Below are 19932 nucleotides of genomic sequence, written 5' to 3' on the forward strand. Positions count from 1 at the left end.
TTTGTGGTGTCTTGAAGTCAGCAACGCCCTTCAATGATCGCCGCATAACCCTGGCGAAAACTCGGATACTTCGGCGTCCAACCCAACGCCTTCGCCCGCGCATTGCTGCAACGCTTGCTCCCGGTGCGGCGCACAGTGGCGTCCTCCGCCCATTCGGTCACACCCATGTACTCGCGCAACCAGCCCACCACATCCGCAAGCGCGGCGGGTTCGTCATCAACACCTATATAGACATCGTCCAGTGCCACGCCACGCCGGTCCGCTTCGAGTAGACAGGCCATCAAGCCGGCGGCGTCATCGGCATGAATTCGATTGGCGTACAGCGGCGGATCGATCGCCACGCGATACCCGCGGCGAACCTGAGTCAGCAACCATTCACGACCCGGGCCGTAGATACCGGTCAAACGCACGATACTGGCCGGGATGCCGCTATTGAGAGCAATCTGCTCCGCTTCAAGCATCACACGCCCTGAATAACCCGCCGCCACGACTGGCGAAGTCTCATCAATCCACTCGCCCTGCTGCTGGCCGTAGACACTACTACTGGAAACGAACAACAAGCGATTGGGCACCTGACCATAGTCGTCCAGCCACTCCAGCACATGCTGCAAGCCCTGGACATAAGCGGCCCGATAACCCGCTTCATCGTGATCGGTGGCGGCCGCGCAGTACACCACGTAATCCACCGCACCGACCGGCCAGGTTGCCGGGCAGTCCTTGTTGAACAGGTCGCCGGCCACTCCGACAACCCCTTCGGGCAGGCGTGAAACGTCACGGCGCAGGCCATGGACTTCCCACCCGCCAGCCAACAACTGCGTGGCCAGGCGACTGCCGACATCACCGCAACCGGCGATCAAAACAGAGGGTGCGGACATCAGAAAACTCTCCTTGAAAATGGACAAACCAGCGCTGGCAATGGACGAGCGGCTAGCAATGCAGGAAAAAAAGAGACGCTATTACTTCTGTTAACAAGAATTACTTGCAATAATGTGGACCACTTTTGTTCTCGGCCTTACGAGGCCTGGAAGAACATTAACCGTCTTTTTCCTTCAGGTCCGGCCCAGCATGACACGTATTCAACTCTCCGCTTCGCCAACCAAACGACCTCGCGCCTGGAGCGCGGTGGCCGCCCTGCTACTCAGCCTGATGCTGGCGCCAACCGCCGCCTTTGCTGACGCACAAGCCCCCGCCACCCCGACTGCCGCCGTCGCACCTGCCCAGGCCGACCACACCACCCCGGCAGCCACGCCGACCGCGAACAATCCTGCCCAGGCAGTACCGGCAGACGCGATGGGTGAAGACGCTCCCGAAGTCCTCGAGGCCGACAACACCCTGGGCATGGCCCATGACCTGTCGCCGTGGGGCATGTACCAAAACGCCGACATCATCGTGAAAATCGTGATGATCGGCCTGGCCATCGCCTCGATCATCACCTGGACCATCTGGATCGCCAAGGGTCTTGAGTTGATGGGCGCCAAGCGTCGTCTGCGCGGTGAAATCGCCCAGCTGAAAAAGTCCGCCTCCCTCAAGGAAGCCAGCGCCACTGCGGCGAAGGCAGGCACCCTGGCCAACCTGCTGGTCCATGATGCCCTCGAAGAGATGCGCCTGTCGGTCAACAGCCGTGAAAAAGAAGGCATCAAGGAGCGCGTCAGCTTCCGTCTTGAGCGCCTGGTAGCGGCTTGCGGTCGCAACATGAGCAGCGGCACCGGCGTGCTTGCCACCATCGGTTCCACTGCGCCGTTCGTCGGCCTGTTCGGTACCGTATGGGGCATCATGAACAGCTTCATCGGCATCGCCAAGACCCAGACCACCAACCTCGCCGTCGTCGCCCCCGGCATCGCCGAAGCCCTCTTGGCCACGGCTCTGGGCCTGGTGGCAGCGATCCCTGCGGTGGTGATCTACAACGTGTTCGCCCGCTCCATCGCCGGTTACAAAGCGCAGGTCTCCGACGCGTCGGCAGAGGTCCTGCTGCTGGTCAGCCGCGACCTCGACCACCAGCCTGAGCGCAGCTCACATCCGCACATGGTGAAAGTGGGGTAATCGGCCATGGGCCTGCATTTGAAAGAAGGGGCAGACGACGATCTGTCCGAAAACCACGAAATCAACGTCACGCCGTTCATCGACGTGATGTTGGTGCTGCTGATCATCTTCATGGTGGCGGCCCCGCTGGCTACCGTAGACATCAAGGTCGACCTGCCCGCGTCCACCGCCAAGCCCGCGCCACGGCCGGAGAAACCGGTGTTCCTCAGCGTCAAGGCTGACCAGCGCCTGTTCCTCGGCGAAGACGAAGTGAAGGCCGAAGCACTTGGCGCCACGCTCGACGCCAGGACCCAGGGCAAGAAAGACACAACGATCTTCTTCCAGGCCGATAAAGGTGTGGATTACGGCGACCTGATGAGCGTGATGGACAATCTGCGCGCCGCCGGTTACCTGAAGGTGGGCCTGGTCGGACTCGAGACGGCAGCCAAGAAATGATCAATACGCGCCATAAGCTGACGCGTTACAGCGGTAGCCTGGCCATCGTGCTGGGCGTTCACGCGCTGGCCATCGCGCTGGCCGTGAACTGGACTGCCCACCCGCCCATCGAATTGCCACCTCAGGCAATGATGGTCGAACTGGCACCGCTTCCCGCCCCGCCACCGCCTGCACCGCCGAAGGTCGTCACGCCACCGCAGCCGCCCACTCCGGTTGAAGAACTGCCGATACCCAAGCTTGCCGAAGCGCCGAAGGCCGAGATTGCCGTGCCCAAGCCGGTAAAACCCAAGCCGAAGCCTCAGCCGCCCAAACCGGTAGAGAAGAAGCCTGATCCGCCAAAGGAAAAGCCGTCGGAAGAGAAACCCGCCGACACGCAGCCGACCCAGGCGCCGACGGAGAAGTCCGCCCAGCCCGCACCAGGCCCTTCAGCGGCTCAAGTCGCGGCCAAGGCGAGTTGGCAAGGCGCATTGCTGGCGCACCTGCAAAAGTACAAGAAGTACCCCGCCAGTGCACAGGCACGGGGCAAGGAAGGCATGAACCGTCTGCGTTTCGTGGTCGACGGCGAAGGCAACGTCCTGTCTTTCGAGCTGGTAGGCGCTTCGGGCACAGCCGATCTGGACCGGGCGACCCTGGACATGATCCGCCGTGCCCAACCGCTGCCCAAGCCGCCGGCCGACATGCTGACCAATGGCTCCATCGAAATCGTTGCACCCTTTGTGTACTCGATCGACAAGCGCCGACGCTGATCACATCGGCCATCCAGGCCCCTGGCTCTGCAAAAGGCACCGATAAGGTGCCTTTTGCATATCTGGATACGGCAAACCGGTATTGCCCTGTGTTACACGCCACATACCTTCTGATAACGTGCGTCTATCGATTGCAGCCGGTATGCTTGGCTCGCAACTTCATGGACGCTTGCTATGACCCTCACAGAATTACGCTACATCGTTACCCTCGCCCAAGAACAACACTTCGGCCATGCCGCCGAGCGTTGTCACGTCAGCCAACCAACCCTGTCGGTGGGCGTGAAAAAGCTTGAAGACGAACTCGGTGTGCTGATTTTTGAGCGCAGCAAAAGCGCCGTGCGCTTGACCCCGGTTGGCGAAGGCATCGTCGCCCAGGCGCAAAAAGTACTCGAACAGGCCCAAGGCATTCGCGAACTGGCCCAGGCTGGCAAGAACCAGCTGACCGCGCCACTCAAGGTCGGCGCGATCTATACCGTCGGCCCGTACCTGTTTCCGCACCTGATTCCACAACTGCACCGGGTTGCCCCGCAGATGCCGTTGTACATCGAGGAAAACTTCACCCACGTGCTGCGCGACAAACTGCGCAATGGCGAACTCGACGCGATCATCATCGCCCTGCCGTTCAACGAAGCCGACGTGCTGACCTTGCAGCTCTATGACGAGCCGTTCTATGTCCTGATGCCGGCTCAGCACCCATGGACGCAGAAAGAATCCATCGACGCCAACCTGCTCAACGACAAGAGCCTGCTGCTGCTCGGCGAAGGGCATTGCTTCCGCGACCAGGTACTCGAAGCCTGCCCGACACTGGCCAAGGGCAACGACGGCGCCAAGCACACCACGGTGGAGTCCAGTTCTCTGGAAACCATCCGCCACATGGTGGCCTCCGGCCTCGGCATTTCGATCCTGCCGCTGTCGGCAGTTGATAGCCATCACTACGCCCCTGGCGTGATCGAGGTTCGACCGCTGTCGGCACCCGTGCCATTCCGCACGGTCGCCATCGCCTGGCGTGCAAGCTTCCCGCGTCCGAAGGCCATTGAAATCCTCGCTGACTCCATTCGCCTGTGCTCGGTGGCCAAGCCCGCCGCACCGGTAACGGCCGGTTAAGCCACGCCATGACCGAGTTGTCGCAAGTGTCGGTGACGGCACTCAAGGGTGTCGGCGAAGCCATGGCCGAAAAACTGGCCAAGGTCGGCCTGGAGAATCTCCAGGACGTTCTGTTTCATTTGCCATTGCGTTACCAGGATCGCACTCGCGTGGTGCCGATCGGCGCACTGCGTCCCGGACAGGACGCCGTCGTCGAAGGCACCGTCAGCGGCGCAGACGTGGTCATGGGCCGGCGCCGCAGCCTTGTCGTGCGCATGCAGGACGGCACCGGCGGCCTGAGCCTGCGCTTCTATCATTTCAGCAATGCACAGAAAGAAGGTCTCAAGCGCGGCACGCGGATTCGCTGCTACGGCGAAGTGCGGCCCGGCGCGTCGGGGCTGGAAATCTACCACCCGGAATACCGCGCCATCACCGGCGACGAACCACCGCCCGTGGACGAAACCCTGACCCCGGTGTACCCGCTCACCGAAGGCCTGACCCAACAGCGTCTTCGGCAGCTGTGCATGCAAACCCTGACGTTGCTCGGCCCCAGCAGCCTGCCCGACTGGCTGCCGAAGGAACTGGCCCGCGACTACCAATTGGCACCGCTGGCCGATGCGATACGCTACCTGCATAACCCGCCTGCCGATGCCGATGTCGACGAACTCGCCTTGGGTCATCACTGGGCCCAGCACCGACTGGCCTTCGAAGAGCTGCTGACCCATCAACTGTCCCAGCAGCGCCTGCGCGAGAGCATGCGTGCCCTGCGCGCGCCAGCGATGCCGAAAGCCACTAAGCTGCCCGGTCAATATTTAGCCAACCTCGGGTTCACCCCGACGGGGGCGCAGCAACGGGTCGGCAACGAAATCGCCTACGACCTCAGCCAGCACGAACCCATGCTGCGACTGATTCAGGGCGACGTCGGCGCAGGCAAGACCGTGGTCGCCGCGTTGGCTGCACTCCAGGCGCTGGAAGCCGGTTATCAAGTCGCCCTGATGGCGCCCACCGAAATCCTTGCCGAGCAGCACTTCATCACCTTCAAGCGCTGGCTCGAACCGTTGGGTATCGAAGTCGCGTGGCTCGCCGGCAAGCTCAAGGGCAAGAACCGTGTCGCCGCGCTTGAGCAGATCGCGGGCGGAGCGCCGATGGTGGTCGGCACCCACGCGCTGTTCCAGGACGAGGTACAGTTCAAGAATCTCGCGCTGGCGATCATCGACGAACAGCACCGCTTTGGCGTACAGCAGCGCCTGGCGCTGCGGCAGAAAGGCGTCGGCGGGCGGATGTGTCCGCACCAACTCATCATGACCGCCACGCCGATCCCCCGGACGTTGGCCATGAGCGCCTACGCCGACCTCGACACCTCGATCCTCGACGAACTGCCCCCGGGCCGTACCCCGGTGAACACGGTGCTGGTCACTGACACCCGGCGCGTCGAGGTGATCGAACGAGTGCGGGGTGCTTGTGCCGAGGGGCGTCAGGCCTATTGGGTGTGCACGCTGATCGAAGAATCGGAAGAGCTGACCTGCCAGGCCGCCGAAACTACGCACGAAGACCTCACCGCCGCCCTCGGCGAATTGAAAGTCGGCTTGATCCATGGGCGCATGAAGCCTGCCGAAAAAGCGGCGGTGATGGCCGAGTTCAAGGCCGGCAACCTGCAACTGCTGGTCGCCACCACAGTCATCGAAGTCGGCGTGGACGTACCCAACGCCAGCCTGATGATCATCGAAAACCCCGAGCGCCTGGGCCTGGCGCAACTGCACCAGTTGCGCGGCCGCGTGGGGCGGGGCAGCGCGGTCAGCCATTGCGTGCTGCTTTATCATCCACCGTTGTCCCAGATCGGACGTCAGCGACTGGGTATCATGCGCGAAACCAACGACGGTTTCGTGATTGCCGAAAAAGACCTCGAACTGCGCGGCCCGGGCGAAATGCTCGGCACGCGGCAAACCGGCCTGCTCCAATTCAAGGTCGCCGACCTGATGCGCGATGCCGACCTGCTGCCTGCCGTACGCGACGCCGCCCAGGCCCTGCTGGAACGCTGGCCTGACCATGTCAGCCCGTTACTCGACCGCTGGTTGCGCCATGGGCAGCAATACGGCCAAGTGTGAGCAGCGTCTCAGTTTCCAGGCGATGGCTTTGAACAAGCTGGTTATACTCCTGAAATTGTTTTGGAACGGATACAGACCATGACCGAAGTTGCCCTCGCACCTGCTGCCCCGCACGCTCCGTCGGTCATTCGGCTGCTGCTGGACAAAATGGGCATTTCCTTCGAAGAGGTGCTCGACCATCACGGCCTGAACGCTGCGCGCAAAGTCCAGGCCGTGCTGCTCGATGACAGTGTCGGGGCGTTGATGGTGCTGTATCCGCAGAGTCAATTGCTGGACCTCAATCGCTTGACCGAACTCACAGGCCGGCGCCTCACAGCCGTGTCGACCGAGCGCCTGCAGAAAATGCTCGGCAAACACAGCCTGAGCCTGCTGCCGGGCCTGCCATCGCTGACCAGTTCGCCCTGCCTGTATGAAGAAAGCCTGTTGCGTGAACCCATGGTGCTGGTCAATTCGGGGGAGCCGGGCGTGCTGCTGGAGATCACCAGCGAAGCCTTCAGGTCCATGCTGACCAAGGCCAGCGCCGCCAACTTCGGCGAGAACCTGAGCAGCATCCGCCCCAACCTCGATCGCCCTGACGATGACCGCGATGAGATCTCCCAAGCCGTCCAAGCGTTCACCGCGCGACGCATCCAGCAACGACTGGAAGCGACCATCGAGATCCCACCGCTGGCCGAAACGGCGCAGAAGATCATCAAGCTGCGCGTCGACCCTAACGCCACTATCGACGACATTACCGGCGTGGTCGAAACCGACCCGGCCCTTGCCGCACAAGTGGTCAGCTGGGCCGCATCGCCGTACTACGCCTCACCGGGCAAGATTCGTTCGGTAGAAGACGCGATCGTCCGGGTACTGGGTTTCGACCTGGTGATCAACCTGGCGCTGGGCCTGGCCCTGGGCAAAACCTTGAGCCTGCCCAAGGACCGCCCGCAACACAGCACTCCGTACTGGCAGCAATCGATCTACACGGCCGCGGTTATCGAAGGCCTGACCCGGGCCATGCCCCGCACCCAGCGCCCGGAAGCGGGCTTGACCTACCTGGCGGGCCTGCTGCACAACTTCGGCTACCTGCTGCTGGCCCACGTGTTCCCGCCGCACTTCTCGCTGATCTGCCGTCACATGGAGGTCAACCCACACCTGTGCCACAGCTACATCGAGCAACACCTGCTCGGCATCAGCCGCGAACAGATCGGCTCATGGCTAATGCGCTACTGGGACATGCCGGAAGAACTCACCACCGCGCTACGCTTCCAGCACGACCCAGGCTACGACGGCACCTACGCCGAATACCCGAACCTGGTTTGCCTGGCCGTACGCCTGCTGCGCAGCCGGGGCATTGGTTCGGGACCGGACGAAGATATCCCGGACGCCCTGCTCGATCGCCTCGGTCTGAGCCGTGCCAAAGCAGAAGACGTCGTCAGCAAAGTGCTTGAGGCTGAAGTGTTACTGCGCGAACTGGCTTCGCAGTTCAGCCAAGCTTAAAAGCTTCGCGAGCAGGCTCGCTCCCTCAGGGATTTAGGTGATCCCCTTGTGGGAGCGAGCCTGCTCGCGAAGAACCCAACTCGGTCCAACTGAAAAATCTCAAGCCTTAGGCTTAGCCTTCTTCGGCTTCAAATACTTGGTCAGCCCCTGGAACCAGATCACCAGCGCCGGGTTGCCCTTGATCTGAATCGACTTGTCCTGAATACCCGTCATGAACGCCAACTGCTTGTTCTTGGCCTGCATCGTGGCAAAGCCGTAAGCGGCGTCCTTGAAGGCGATTGCAAATGCCGGCTCGGCATACACACCCGCCTTGCTGGTAATGCGCTGGCCCTTCACCCGAAAGTGTCGCGCTACTTTCCCGTCCAGGGTCTGCAGTTGAAACACCAGTTCTTTATCACCCAGCTGCTGCTGAAACGCTGGATTGGTCCGACTGGCCTTACCCATCAACAATCCCAGCATCCACAGCAGAAAACGAAATTTCATGCGCAAGCCTCAGAAGAAAAATGAACGGCCGACGCAGTGTAGCGATTAAATTCCAGAACGCCACCTTCCAGTTACGTTTGGAGGAGATGCCAGGTTTTTTGACGGTGATGACTACCAAGTCACTGACAAAAGCCTGCCTTTTCTGGACTCAGACAGGGTGTGGCGGGGCGACGTTATCCAGCACTCGATTTACCGCCAGCTCACCGAGCATGATCACCTGCTGAAGCGCCAGCATCGTACTGCGGTGCGCCCCCTCGAGCATTGTGGCGATTTCACTCGCCATCACGTTGGCTGACGCCAACGACTCACAGGCGTGGGCTAATAGCGTCTCGTTGTCGATGTCAGGCGCCACGACAAAGATCGTGCCGGGTGGATGAGCCCCGGCCATGGCCAAGGCATTGGGTTTCAGGTAGTGGTCCAGGGCGCGGGTGGCGGCATGGTGCAACTTTCTTGAAGTCGCGGACATGTACGGGGTAGTGCTGACGCTTTCTAATCCGGCGGGTAATTCTTTGACCTTGGGCATGGTGCAACTCCGAGGAATATTGGGAGGGACCAAACTAACCGCCGCGCTTCCGACGGCCAACCTTAAAAAAGCGTCGGATGCTTCCTCAATTTTGCAAGGGAATTAACCATTTTCCAGCTGCGTTTAACAATTTAAAACCCGCTGTTTGGTGATATGGCGCCTTGGCCATCAACACAACGGTAACCGATGAAATCCCCCCCTGCGCCGATCCTGCACCTGAGGAAACACACTCCTGTAGGAATTGCTGAAGGCTGCGATCTTTTGATAGTTCCCCTGCAAACCCGTCGGAAATTTCCTTCAAAACACTGGGACGCACCGCTATCGCCAGCAAGCGGGCTCCTACAACGCAATGCGCGACCCTCGCGCTCCATAAAAAAAGGGCACCCAATCTCGTTGGCGTGCCCATTCTTCAGTCCGCTCCCCCGCACTGCAGGTTCGCGAAACAGATTACGGATTAACACTGTCCTTCAACGATTTACCCGGCTTGAATGCAACAGTGTTGCTGGCCTTGATCTTGACCGGCTCACCGGTTTGCGGGTTTTTACCGGTGCGGGCACCGCGGTGGCGTTGCAGGAAGGTGCCGAAACCTACCAGCGTCACGCTGTCTTTGCGGTGCAAGGCGCCGGTGATTTCTTCGAGAACGGCGTTGAGGACGCGGTTGGCCTGCTCTTTGGTGAGATCTGCTTTTTCAGCGATGGCTGCGGCGAGTTCTGGTTTACGCATATTAGTGAAGCCCCTTTGACGGTTTTTTGTTGTTATGTCCGTGCCGCCCTCTGTGGAGCAGCGCCCAAAGCGCCGCAGGTGCTCTACTCTGCGGCAGACGGGAGTGAGGATGGCACGCAGTGAGGAGCCGCGCCAGTGTCGGCGCGGCCAATGTACGGGCAAAATGGGGGTGATTCCGACAGAACGACCGGTATTTACGCCAGCAGCGCCGGAAGCTCTTTGTTGAGGGCCAGCTTTTCCATCACGGCTGCGCCTGTGAGGGCATAACCGAGCAGTTTGCCGTGGGTATCGCGGCATAAAACCTTGATGTCGGCGCCCTGCCCTTCGACGGTCCAGACGCCCTCCGTACCCCGTGGCGGCGGGGATACCACCAATGGGCACACCGGGGTTTTGACAGTGATCGGCATCGGGCCGTAGTTAACCACCGTCGGGTTGCCGGCAAGGGTCTGTGCCAGCGCTCTCGCACAACTCATCAGGGGCATCACGTACAACAGATTCAGCCCATCGACCTCGGCACAGTCACCCAGGGCGTAGATGTTGGCATGGGACGTTTGCAGGTGTCGGTCGACCACTACGCCGCGATTGACCTGCAGGCCTGCAGCGGCGGCCAGGTCGATGCGCGGACGCAGGCCAATGGCTGACACCACCACGTCGCACGGTATGACCTGACCATCGGAAAGATGGGCTTCCAGGCCGTCAGCAACCCGCTGCAGGCGATTGAGCACCGGCCCGAGATGAAAGCGTGCACCCAGGCTTTCCAGCCCGGCCTGAACCGCTGCGGCCGCTGCCGGGTGCAACAGGGTCGGCATGACCTGCTCGCACGGTGCAACCAGCTGCACCTCGTAGCCGCCCAGGGTCAGGTCGTTGGCGAACTCGCAACCGATCAGGCCGGCGCCCAGCAACAACACCCGCCGCTTGCCGGCCGCAGCCGCACGAAAGCGCGCGTAGTCTTCCAGGTCGTTGATCGGGAACACGCAATCACCTGCATCACCTTCGATGGGTACGCGCACGGTTTCGGCCCCCCACGCCAACACCAGGTCACGGTAGATCACCGCTTCCTCGCCGATCCACAGGCGCTTGTGGCCCGGGTCGATGCCACTGATGCGGGTATGGGTGCGCACTTCGGCTTTCAACTGCTCGGCCATCGCGCCCGGTTCGGCCATGCTCAGGCCGTCGGCATCCTTGTTTTTGCCAAAACCGGTGGAGAGCATCGGTTTGGAGTAGGAGCGCCCATCGTCGGCGGTAATCAGCAGGAGCGGGGTGTCGCTGTCGAGCTTGCGAAACTCGCGAGCGACGTTGTAGCCAGCCAGCCCGGTACCAACGATTACGACAGGTGCGTTCATTCCTTACTCCTCAGTTATTCAGGCGGCGATTTCGATCATTTCGAAATCCATTTTGCCCACACCGCAGTCCGGGCACAGCCAATCTGCCGGCACGTCTTCCCAACGGGTGCCCGGCGCGATGCCGTCATCGGGCCAACCGTCGGCTTCGTTATAAATCAGGCCGCAGACGATACATTGCCACTTTTTCATTCAGGTATTTCCTCGGGATTCAGGCTATTGCCGGCGTGGACGGTCGATGGTTACTGCGTTGCCATCCAGCTCAAAGGGTTTTTTACTGATCGGGCCCGACAGATGCAAGCCTGTTCGGCGCAATGGGTGGCCGGATCAATCAACATTCGTGGCTGGCATGGTAAGCTCGCAGCCTCCTTTGCTGCCAATAATGACTCATTGTGCAACACACAGAATCCCCCTGCCCTCCCCCAACCTGGCTCTTTCAAAGCCAACTGACGCCTCTCCCCGACACGTCTATCCTCGATTGGTTGTTCGATAATGGCTCGCTGACCAGGCGTCTCATTCATCTGACGAATGATGCGTTTAGCGTCACGCCATTGTTCGAAGGCTGGCAGCCCCTGCGCACGGATGAATGCGCCGCGCTCGGCCTGGCCGAGGGCAGTGAAGGCTGGGTGCGCGAGGTGTACTTGCGTGGTCACGGGCAAGCCCTGGTGTTTGCCCGCAGCGTCGCGGCGCGCAGCGCGTTGCAGGGCGACGGCTTGCACATGGACGAATTGGGCAGCCGCTCCCTGGGCGAGCTGCTGTTTTGCGATCATGCCTTCCAGCGCCGTGCCATCGAGGTTTGCCACTACCCGCAAGCGTGGTTGCCAAGCGAAGTGCGGGCGCCCGGGCTGTGGGCTCGCCGCTCGCGTTTCGACCGTGGCGCCTTGAGTGTGCTGGTGGCCGAGATCTTCCTGCCGACCCTGTGGAGCGCCGCCCGCGTCCATCCGGAGAATTGCTGATGTACCAGAGCCTGCTCAAGTCCTTGAACCGCTTGAATCCCCGGGCCTGGGATTTCATTCAGCTGACGCGCATGGACAAGCCGATCGGCATCTACCTGCTGTTGTGGCCGACGCTATGGGCGCTGTGGATTGCCGGCAAGGGCTCGCCGTCGCTGGCCAATATCGTGATTTTCGTCCTTGGCGTGGTGCTGACCCGCGCGGGGGGCTGTGTGATCAATGATTGGGCGGACCGCAAGGTTGATGGCCATGTGAAGCGCACTGAACAGCGCCCGCTGCCGAGCGGCAAGATCAGCTCCAAAGAAGCGTTGGTGTTCTTTGCATTATTGATGGGCCTGAGCTTCCTGCTGGTGCTATGCACCAACGCGGCAACGGTCTGGCTGTCGTTCGGTGGCTTGGCGCTGGCCTTCACCTATCCGTTCATGAAGCGCTACACCTATTACCCGCAAGTGGTGCTGGGCGCGGCGTTTTCCTGGGGGATGCCGATGGCGTTCACTGCCGAGACCGGAGAACTGCCGGCGGCGGCGTGGCTGCTGTGGATCGCCAACCTGTTGTGGACGGTGGGTTACGACACTTACTACGCGATGACCGACCGCGACGATGACTTGAAGATCGGCGTGAAGTCCACGGCGATCCTCTTTGGCGAGGCAGATCGGGTGATCATCCTGACCCTGCAGGGGCTGGCGTTGGGATGCCTGCTGCTGGCCGGGTCTAAATTCGAGCTCGGCGGCTGGTTCCATCTGGGGCTGGCGGTGGCGGCGGGCTGTTTTGCCTGGGAGTTCTGGTACACCCGTGACAAGGACCGTATGCGCTGTTTCAAGGCGTTCTTGCACAACCATTGGGCCGGGTTGGCGATTTTTGTCGGGATCGTGCTGGATTACGGGTTGCGTTGACCCGTTTTCCTGTAGAAGCGAGCATGCTCGCGAAGATCTCACAGACGCCGCGGGGTGTCAGGCTTGCCGCGTTATCGTTGACGACCATCGCGAGCATGCTCGCTCCTGCAGGGAAAACCTGGGCGTCGTTTACTTCTGCGACTCGTGCATGACGTGCCAGACGTCCTTCATTTTGTCGCCTTTCATGTCTCCAGGTTTTTCGTCCTTCACAAAGGTATAAAGTGGTTTGCCGTCATAAGCCCACTGCATCGTGCCGTCATCGCGCTTGATTGGCGTAAATTTGCCCTCGGCCTTGGCGCCCGCCGGTGCCATCATCGGCGGCCAATTCTTCGCACAATCACCATTACACATCGACTTGCCACCCGAGTCCTTGTCGAATGTGTACACCGTCATACCTTTATGGTCGACCATCATGCCGTCTTTCATCATCGCCGGGTCGGCGGCGAAGGCCATGGTCGGCAGCGTTAACGCAGCAGTCACCAGCAAAGCCTTCCAGGATTGAGCAATGTGTTTCATGGAAACCTTCCGTTTGTGGTTGTCAGGATTCGGACTTAGAGCTTAGCCCAGGTTCATGACAATCGCCGGGTGACTAAAATACTGTCACACGACTGCAATAATTCCGTTATCTAATGCGGCGCAAGACAGTTAAATGACAAGAGGATTAAGGCATGGTTGGCAGGAGCATTCTGATCGTCGACGACGAAGCGCCCATTCGCGAAATGATCGCCGTTGCGTTGGAAATGGCCGGCTACGACTGCATGGAGGCGGAGAACTCCCAGCAGGCCCACGCCATTATCGTCGACCGCAAACCAGACCTGATCCTGCTTGACTGGATGCTGCCCGGCACGTCCGGCATCGAGCTCGCCCGCCGCCTCAAGCGCGACGAGCTGACCGGGGATATCCCGATCATCATGCTCACCGCCAAGGGCGAAGAGGACAACAAGATCCAGGGCCTGGAAGTCGGCGCCGATGACTACATCACCAAGCCCTTTTCCCCACGTGAGCTGGTCGCACGCCTCAAGGCCGTGCTACGCCGTGCCGGCCCCTCCGACGGCGAAGCACCGATCGAAGTCGGCGGCCTGCTGCTGGACCCGATAGGCCACCGCGTGACCATCGACGGCAAACCGGCGGAAATGGGACCGACTGAGTACCGTCTGCTGCAGTTCTTCATGACCCACCAGGAACGCGCCTACACCCGTGGCCAGTTGCTGGATCAGGTCTGGGGCGGCAATGTGTATGTCGAGGAGCGCACCGTGGATGTGCACATCCGGCGCCTGCGCAAAGCCCTCGGCGATGCCTACGAAAACCTGGTACAAACCGTGCGCGGCACCGGTTACCGCTTTTCCACGAAAGCGTGACCCGGATTTCCCCGTTTTAGAAGTAGACAAGGACGCGCTTTCAAGTGAACCAAAACTGGCATGGCACCCTGATTCGCCACATGCTGCTGCTGGTCACCGCCTGCCTGGTGATCGGCCTGATCACCGGCTACTACGGCTGGAGCCTCGCCGCGGGACTTGGCGTTTACCTGGCCTGGACCCTCAAGCAACTGCTACGCCTGCACGAATGGCTACGCCTGCACAAACCCGATGAAGCACCTCCCGATGGCTATGGCCTGTGGGGCGAGGTGTTCGACAGCATCTACCATCTGCAACGTCGCGACCAACGCGTTCGCGGGCGCCTGCAAGCGGTCATCGACCGGGTCCAGGAATCCACCGCAGCCTTGAAAGACGCGGTGGTCATGCTCGACAGCGACGGCAACCTGGAATGGTGGAACCGTGCCGCTGAAACCCTGCTGGGCCTCAAGACCCCGCAGGACAGCGGCCAGCCGGTGACCAACCTGGTACGCCATCCGCGCTTCAAGGAATACTTCGAGCAGGACAGCTACGCCGAACCGCTGGAAATCCCTTCGCCGACCAACGACCGGATGCGCATTCAGTTGTATATCACCCGTTACGGCAACAATGAGCACCTGATGCTGGTGCGCGACGTGACCCGTATCCATCAGCTGGAACAGATGCGCAAAGACTTCATCGCCAACGTTTCCCACGAGCTGCGCACGCCGCTGACGGTGATCTGTGGCTACCTGGAAACCCTGCTCGATAACGTCGAGGAAGTGAACCCGCGCTGGACCCGTGCCCTGCAACAGATGCAGCAGCAAGGCGGGCGCATGCAAACCTTGCTCAATGACCTGCTGTTGCTGGCCAAGCTGGAAGCCACCGATTACCCGTCGGACAACCAGCCAGTGGCCATTGATGGCTTGCTGCAGTCGATCAAGGGCGATGCTCAACAGTTGTCAGGCCAGAAGAATCAACAGATCACCCTGGAAGCCGACCCGACGATTCTGCTCAAGGGCAGTGAAGCGGAACTGCGCAGCGCGTTTTCCAACCTGGTGTTCAACGCGGTGAAATACACCCCTGCCGAAGGCAGCATCCGCATCCGCTGGTGGGGCGATGAGCAAGGCGCGCACCTGAGCGTGCAGGACTCCGGGATCGGCATCGACAGCAAGCACCTGCCGCGCCTGACCGAACGCTTCTACCGCGTCGACTCCAGCCGCAATTCCAACACTGGCGGTACCGGGCTGGGCCTGGCGATCGTCAAGCATGTCCTGCTGCGTCATCGCGCGCGCATGGAAATCAGCAGCGTGCCGGGCCACGGGAGTACATTTACCTGCCACTTTGCACCCGCTCAGGTCAGCAAATCCCGGGTGATCAGCACCGCCGACTGATACCGGCCAGCACACGCCACTAGGCAATTGCCCGGTCAGCCGCTACATTGGCTGACTTGTGCCTGCCTTTCAGGTGCACTTTTTTCTTTCCATTCGAATACACGGAACCCGCAAAACTCCATCATGGACCCTTCCCCTGGCTTGACCCTCGCAACAATATTCGCCGACTTCGGCATGATTCTTTTTGCTCTGATCCTGGTTTTGCTCAACGGCTTTTTCGTTGCGGCGGAATTCGCCATGGTCAAATTGCGCTCGACCCGGGTCGAAGCCATCGCTGAGCAGCACGGCTGGCGTGGACACATCCTGCGCACCGTGCACAGTCAGCTCGATGCTTACCTGTCGGCGTGCCAATTGGGTATCACCCTCGCCTCGCTGGGCCTGGGCTGGGTCGGTGAGCCGGCGTTCGCGCATATCCTCGAGCCGGTGCTCGAAACGGTCGGCGTACAGTCAGCGGAAGTGGTCAAGGCCGTGTCGTTCTTCACCGCGTTCTTCATCATTTCGTACCTGCACATTGTGGTCGGCGAGCTTGCCCCGAAATCCTGGGCCATCCGCAAACCCGAATTGCTGTCGCTGTGGACCGCCGTGCCGCTGTACCTGTTCTACTGGGCCATGTACCCGGCCATCTACCTGCTCAACGCCAGCGCCAACCAGATCCTGCGCATCGCCGGGCAAGGCGAACCCGGCCCGCACCACGAGCACCATTACAGCCGTGAGGAACTGAAACTGATCCTGCACTCCAGCCGTGGCCAGGACCCGAGCGACCAGGGCATGCGCGTACTGGCCTCGGCTGTGGAAATGGGCGAACTGGAAGTGGTCGACTGGGCCAACTCCCGCGAAGACCTGGTGACCCTGGAATTCAACGCGCCACTCAAGGAAATCCTGGCGATGTTCCGTCGCCACAAGTTCAGCCGTTACCCGGTGTACGACAGCGAGCGCCAGGAGTTCGTCGGCCTGCTGCACATCAAGGACCTGCTGCTGGAGCTGGCGGCCCTGGACCACATTCCCGAGTCGTTCAACCTGGCCGAACTCACCCGCCCGCTGGAACGCGTGTCGCGGCACATGCCGTTGTCGCAGTTGCTGGAGCAGTTCCGCAAGGGCGGCTCGCACTTCGCCCTGGTCGAAGAGGCCGACGGCAACATCATCGGCTACCTGACCATGGAAGACGTGCTGGAAGTGCTGGTGGGCGATATCCAGGATGAACACCGCAAGGCCGAACGCGGCATCCTCGCCTATCAGCCAGGCAAGCTGCTGGTAAGGGGCGATACGCCATTGTTCAAGGTCGAGCGCCTGCTGGGTATCGACCTGGACCACGTTGAAGCCGAAACCCTCGCAGGTTTGGTCTATGAAAGCCTCAAGCGCGTCCCTGAAGAGGAAGAAGTGCTGGAAGTCGAAGGCCTGCGCATCATCATCAAGAAGATGAAGGGACCGAAGATTGTGCTGGCCAAGGTGTTGATGCTCGATTGATGGGCTGATCCAAAGCCGAGTCGCCCCCTTCGCGAGCAGGCTCGCTCCCACATTGGAATGCATTTCAATTGTGGGAGCGAGCCTGCTCGCGAAGGCATCAGATCAGTCAACGCATTATTGTTTGCCCAGCGCGAAGTTGGGTAACGCCCCCATCGGTTGCTTGAACTGGTACGGGATCGACACCAGCCCCATCCCGGTATTGCGCTGCACCACGAAGTGCAGATGCGGCCCGCTGCTGTTGCCGGTATTGCCCGACAGCGCCAGCGGGCTGCCCACGACGACCCGCTGCCCTTCGCGAACGCTGACCGAACCTTTTTGCAGGTGCAGGTACACGCCCATCGTCCCGTCATCATGCAGCACCCGCACGAAGTTACCCGACGGATCGGTACCGCGCCCGGTCTGCCCGTTTTCGGTCTTCACCACGATCCCGCCCCGCGCGGCAATGATCGGCGTGCCTTCCGGCATGGCGATGTCGATGGCGTAGCGATTCCTCGGGCCGAAGTGGCTGTATTGGCCTTCCGCGCCCTGGCTTACGCGAAACGGTCCGCCACGCCAGGGGTACGGGTATCGGTAGGCTACGGCAGCGCCTGCGGGGTCGCCCAGGGAATATTCGAACTTGGGAAGGTAGGCGAGCGGCTGCCCGGCCCTGGTCGGCGTGAGCTGCGCCAGGCGAATGCTGCTGCGCAATGGCATTACCCGACGAATGGGACGACTCGGTGCACCGCTGACGTTGTTCAACCCGGTAAAACTCAATTCGATTTCGACCGGCGCATACAGGTCATTGCGCACGTAGACGCTGTCCACGCCGTCCTTTTTCATGATCACGAGGTACACCTGACGCTCGAAGTTCTCGACCATGCGATCGCGGAACGTGAACACGCTGGAGCCTTTCGTGGGGCGGTCGCTGTAGGAGACCACGCCACTGGCGTCGGTGGACTTGTAGATGGTCACTGCCATGGCCGAAGTCGAGGCGATGAAAAGACCACAGAAAAACAGCAGGCGCGTGAACATGGGCGGGATTCTGTCGATTCAGGTTTGGGATTGAGCCTAGCAGGCGCAATGGACCTGTGAAGTCGGCAGATGTTCAGATGGATGTACGGTGATGTCGAGGGCCTCTTCGCGAGCAAGCTCGCGCCTACAGGTCGGCGCAATCCCTGTAGGAGCGGGCTTGCTCACGAAGGCGCTCTTAAGCGCCAGGAATGAAATGCTTCTGCGCCGTACCCCGAGCGATCAATCGCGAAATGTAGTCGAGTTTCTGCGCATCCTGATCGACAAAGCGGAAGGTCAGCTGCAACCAGTCGCTGTCGGGCTTGGGCTCGTGGGCCACCACAGCGTGCAGGTAGCCATTGAGGCGGGCCACTTCGGCACTCTCGCCCTGCTCCAGGTCCAGTACGGCGCTGTCGAGGACCTGCGGCAGGCTGTCGGTGCGCTTGACCACCAGCAGCGCTTCCTTGAGGCTCAGCGCCTTGATCACGCACGGCTGGATGCCGTTGGGCAGCCGCAGCTGACCCTGGCCGCGTCCACCGCCGCCAGTAGCAGCCACTGGAGCCTTGACCGGTGGGCTGTTGAGCACTCCTGGGGATGCTGCCGCGGGCGCCGGAGCAATCACGGCAGGCTTGCCGCTGGTCAATGCATTGAGGGTGTCGTTACCGAACGCCGAGATCGTTTTGGTCGCCGCCACGCTGATCAAGCTGTCGAGTTTGCCAACCTTGTGCAGCGCCTGCTTGACCTTGGTGATCAGTTGCTCGTTGGTGAAGGGTTTGCTGACGTAGCCGGAAACGCCGGCCTGGATCGCCTGGACAACGTTCTCCTTGTCGCCGCGACTGGTCACCATCACGAATGGCATGCCTTTGAGGCTGTCTTGTTCGCGGCACCAGGTCAGCAGCTCCAGGCCGGACATCTCTGGCATTTCCCAGTCGCACAGCACCAGGTCGAATGCCTCCCTGGCCAGCAGCGACTGCGCCTTGCGGCCGTTGACCGCGTCTTCGATGCGCATGCCCGGGAAATAGTTGCGCAGGCATTTCTTCACCAGGTCACGAATGAACGCAGCATCGTCCACGACCAACACACTGACCTTACTCATCCACAACCCCTTTAAAAAATCCCGGCGACCCCCAAACGAAAACGCCCGGCCAATAGGCCGGGCGCTTTAATTGGGCAATCTTACTTATCGTCAGATTTGCCCGGAACATTAGCGGTTTCGCCGCTGGTTCCTTCAACTTCTTCCTTCATGCGCTTGAGACCCAGATGACGTACGTCTGTGCCGCGCACCAGGTAAATCACCAGCTCCGAGATATTGCGCGCGTGGTCGCCGATGCGCTCCAGCGAACGCAGTACCCAGATGATGCTCAAGACCCGCGAAATAGAGCGTGGGTCTTCCATCATGTAGGTCGCCAGCTCACGCAGGGCCGTCTTGTACTCGCGGTCGATGATCTTGTCGTACTGCGCCACCGACAACGCCAGGTCGGCGTCAAAACGGGCAAAGGCATCCAGCGCATCACGGACCATGTTGCGCACCTGGTCGCCAATGTGGCGAACCTCGACGTAACCGCGCGGCGCTTCGCCTTCTTCGCACAGCTGGATGGCGCGACGGGCGATCTTGGTCGCTTCGTCACCGATGCGCTCCAGGTCGATCACCGATTTGGAAATGCTGATGATCAAACGCAAGTCCGACGCCGCCGGCTGACGACGGGCCAGGATGCGCAGGCACTCTTCGTCGATATTGCGTTCCATCTGGTTGATCTGGTCGTCGATCTCACGTACCTGCTGGGCGAGGCCGGAATCGGCCTCGATCAACGCGGTGACCGCGTCGTTGACCTGCTTCTCGACCAGCCCGCCCATGGCCAGGAGGTGGCTGCGCACTTCCTCGAGCTCGGCGTTGAACTGCGCGGAAATATGGTGGGTAAGGCCTTCTTTACTAATCATGTTGGCGTCCTTGGA

General features: G+C 60.9%; 22 protein-coding genes. 11 read left to right on the forward strand and 11 right to left on the reverse strand.

The window, feature by feature from the left end; genetic code table 11:
- Window positions 1-17 precede the first annotated feature (17 nt).
- Window positions 18-875, reverse strand: a complete 858-nt coding sequence (locus QLG10_RS00500; protein ID WP_282485247.1) for an SDR family oxidoreductase — start codon at window positions 873-875, stop codon at window positions 18-20.
- Between the two features lie 190 nt (window positions 876-1065).
- On the opposite strand from QLG10_RS00500, the gene exbB reads away from it, so the two are divergent.
- The 6 genes from exbB to QLG10_RS00530 all read left to right on the forward strand — a co-directional run bounded on the left by exbB (window position 1066) and on the right by QLG10_RS00530 (window position 7888).
- Window positions 1066-2040, forward strand: coding sequence for a tonB-system energizer ExbB (exbB, locus tag QLG10_RS00505; RefSeq protein ID WP_110748211.1), 975 nt, complete (start codon window positions 1066-1068; stop codon window positions 2038-2040).
- A 6-nt stretch (window positions 2041-2046) separates the two neighbouring features.
- A complete protein-coding gene (gene exbD, locus QLG10_RS00510) occupies window positions 2047-2475 on the forward strand; it encodes a TonB system transport protein ExbD (protein WP_008064483.1) in 429 nt (142 codons plus the stop codon).
- Window positions 2472-3221 carry an energy transducer TonB gene (locus tag QLG10_RS00515; protein WP_110748214.1) on the forward strand — a complete coding sequence of 250 codons (750 nt, stop codon included), beginning with the start codon at window positions 2472-2474 and terminating at the stop codon, window positions 3219-3221. The genes exbD and QLG10_RS00515 overlap by 4 nt, the downstream gene beginning before the upstream one ends.
- Before the next feature lie 174 nt (window positions 3222-3395).
- Window positions 3396-4325 (forward strand): hydrogen peroxide-inducible genes activator, encoded by a 930-nt coding sequence (locus tag QLG10_RS00520; RefSeq protein ID WP_008064487.1) that lies wholly within the window; start codon window positions 3396-3398, stop codon window positions 4323-4325.
- Between the two features lie 8 nt (window positions 4326-4333).
- Window positions 4334-6409, forward strand: coding sequence for an ATP-dependent DNA helicase RecG (gene recG, locus QLG10_RS00525; protein ID WP_020797915.1), 2076 nt, complete (start codon window positions 4334-4336; stop codon window positions 6407-6409).
- A 78-nt stretch (window positions 6410-6487) separates the two neighbouring features.
- The gene (locus QLG10_RS00530) at window positions 6488-7888 is read left to right on the forward strand and encodes an aminoacyl-tRNA deacylase and HDOD domain-containing protein (RefSeq protein WP_110748217.1); all 1401 of its coding nucleotides are present in this window, start codon (window positions 6488-6490) and stop codon (window positions 7886-7888) included.
- A gap of 99 nt (window positions 7889-7987) precedes the next feature.
- Here QLG10_RS00530 and QLG10_RS00535 read toward each other — a convergent pair whose 3' ends face one another.
- The 6 genes from QLG10_RS00535 to QLG10_RS00560 all read right to left on the reverse strand — a co-directional run bounded on the left by QLG10_RS00535 (window position 7988) and on the right by QLG10_RS00560 (window position 11149).
- Window positions 7988-8371, reverse strand: coding sequence for a helicase (locus QLG10_RS00535; RefSeq protein WP_110748220.1), 384 nt, complete (start codon window positions 8369-8371; stop codon window positions 7988-7990).
- 148 nt (window positions 8372-8519) lie between these two features.
- Window positions 8520-8894: a DUF6124 family protein gene (locus tag QLG10_RS00540; protein WP_110748223.1), complete on the reverse strand. Its 375-nt coding sequence runs from the start codon at window positions 8892-8894 to the stop codon at window positions 8520-8522.
- Between the two features lie 85 nt (window positions 8895-8979).
- The gene (locus QLG10_RS00545) at window positions 8980-9225 is read right to left on the reverse strand and encodes a hypothetical protein (RefSeq protein WP_146235721.1); all 246 of its coding nucleotides are present in this window, start codon (window positions 9223-9225) and stop codon (window positions 8980-8982) included.
- Window positions 9226-9341: 116 nt separating this feature from the next.
- Window positions 9342-9617: an HU family DNA-binding protein gene (locus QLG10_RS00550; protein ID WP_003213368.1), complete on the reverse strand. Its 276-nt coding sequence runs from the start codon at window positions 9615-9617 to the stop codon at window positions 9342-9344.
- Between the two features lie 194 nt (window positions 9618-9811).
- The gene (locus QLG10_RS00555) at window positions 9812-10960 is read right to left on the reverse strand and encodes an FAD-dependent oxidoreductase (RefSeq protein WP_110748226.1); all 1149 of its coding nucleotides are present in this window, start codon (window positions 10958-10960) and stop codon (window positions 9812-9814) included.
- Window positions 10961-10978: 18 nt separating this feature from the next.
- A complete protein-coding gene (locus tag QLG10_RS00560) occupies window positions 10979-11149 on the reverse strand; it encodes a rubredoxin (RefSeq protein ID WP_007995385.1) in 171 nt (56 codons plus the stop codon).
- Between the two features lie 200 nt (window positions 11150-11349).
- Here QLG10_RS00560 and QLG10_RS00565 point away from each other — a divergent pair, with 200 nt between their 5' ends.
- Together QLG10_RS00565 and ubiA are read left to right on the forward strand one after the other, a co-directional pair.
- Complete coding sequence (locus QLG10_RS00565; RefSeq protein ID WP_110748228.1) at window positions 11350-11913, forward strand: chorismate lyase; 564 nt, start codon at window positions 11350-11352, stop codon at window positions 11911-11913.
- Complete coding sequence (ubiA, locus tag QLG10_RS00570; RefSeq protein WP_110748230.1) at window positions 11913-12803, forward strand: 4-hydroxybenzoate octaprenyltransferase; 891 nt, start codon at window positions 11913-11915, stop codon at window positions 12801-12803. The genes QLG10_RS00565 and ubiA overlap by 1 nt, the downstream gene beginning before the upstream one ends.
- 129 nt (window positions 12804-12932) lie before the next feature.
- On the opposite strand, the gene QLG10_RS00575 is transcribed toward ubiA, so the two are convergent.
- Entirely contained in the window at window positions 12933-13319 is a 387-nt protein-coding gene (locus QLG10_RS00575; RefSeq protein WP_110748233.1) for a hypothetical protein, read from the reverse strand.
- 152 nt (window positions 13320-13471) lie between these two features.
- Between QLG10_RS00575 and phoB the strand changes: the two genes are divergently transcribed.
- The 3 genes from phoB to QLG10_RS00590 all read left to right on the forward strand — a co-directional run bounded on the left by phoB (window position 13472) and on the right by QLG10_RS00590 (window position 16992).
- A complete protein-coding gene (gene phoB, locus QLG10_RS00580; RefSeq protein WP_020797927.1) occupies window positions 13472-14161 on the forward strand; it encodes a phosphate regulon transcriptional regulator PhoB in 690 nt (229 codons plus the stop codon).
- A gap of 80 nt (window positions 14162-14241) precedes the next feature.
- Window positions 14242-15528 (forward strand): phosphate regulon sensor histidine kinase PhoR, encoded by a 1287-nt coding sequence (phoR, locus tag QLG10_RS00585; protein ID WP_218646489.1) that lies wholly within the window; start codon window positions 14242-14244, stop codon window positions 15526-15528.
- A 123-nt stretch (window positions 15529-15651) separates the two neighbouring features.
- A complete protein-coding gene (locus tag QLG10_RS00590; RefSeq protein ID WP_110748236.1) occupies window positions 15652-16992 on the forward strand; it encodes a hemolysin family protein in 1341 nt (446 codons plus the stop codon).
- A 114-nt stretch (window positions 16993-17106) separates the two neighbouring features.
- On the opposite strand, the gene QLG10_RS00595 is transcribed toward QLG10_RS00590, so the two are convergent.
- The 3 genes from QLG10_RS00595 to phoU form a co-directional block, all read right to left on the reverse strand.
- The gene (locus tag QLG10_RS00595; RefSeq protein WP_282485248.1) at window positions 17107-18003 is read right to left on the reverse strand and encodes a peptidoglycan DD-metalloendopeptidase family protein; all 897 of its coding nucleotides are present in this window, start codon (window positions 18001-18003) and stop codon (window positions 17107-17109) included.
- 175 nt (window positions 18004-18178) lie between these two features.
- A complete protein-coding gene (locus QLG10_RS00600) occupies window positions 18179-19075 on the reverse strand; it encodes a response regulator (RefSeq protein WP_110748239.1) in 897 nt (298 codons plus the stop codon).
- Between the two features lie 80 nt (window positions 19076-19155).
- On the reverse strand, window positions 19156-19917 hold the full coding sequence (gene phoU / locus QLG10_RS00605) for a phosphate signaling complex protein PhoU (protein ID WP_008064514.1): 762 nt from the start codon (window positions 19915-19917) through the stop codon (window positions 19156-19158).
- Window positions 19918-19932: the final 15 nt, after the last annotated feature.

Origin of the sequence: Pseudomonas sp. V98_8, from assembly GCF_029967975.1 — a bacterium.
In the GTDB taxonomy this organism is placed as follows: domain Bacteria; phylum Pseudomonadota; class Gammaproteobacteria; order Pseudomonadales; family Pseudomonadaceae; genus Aquipseudomonas; species Aquipseudomonas umsongensis.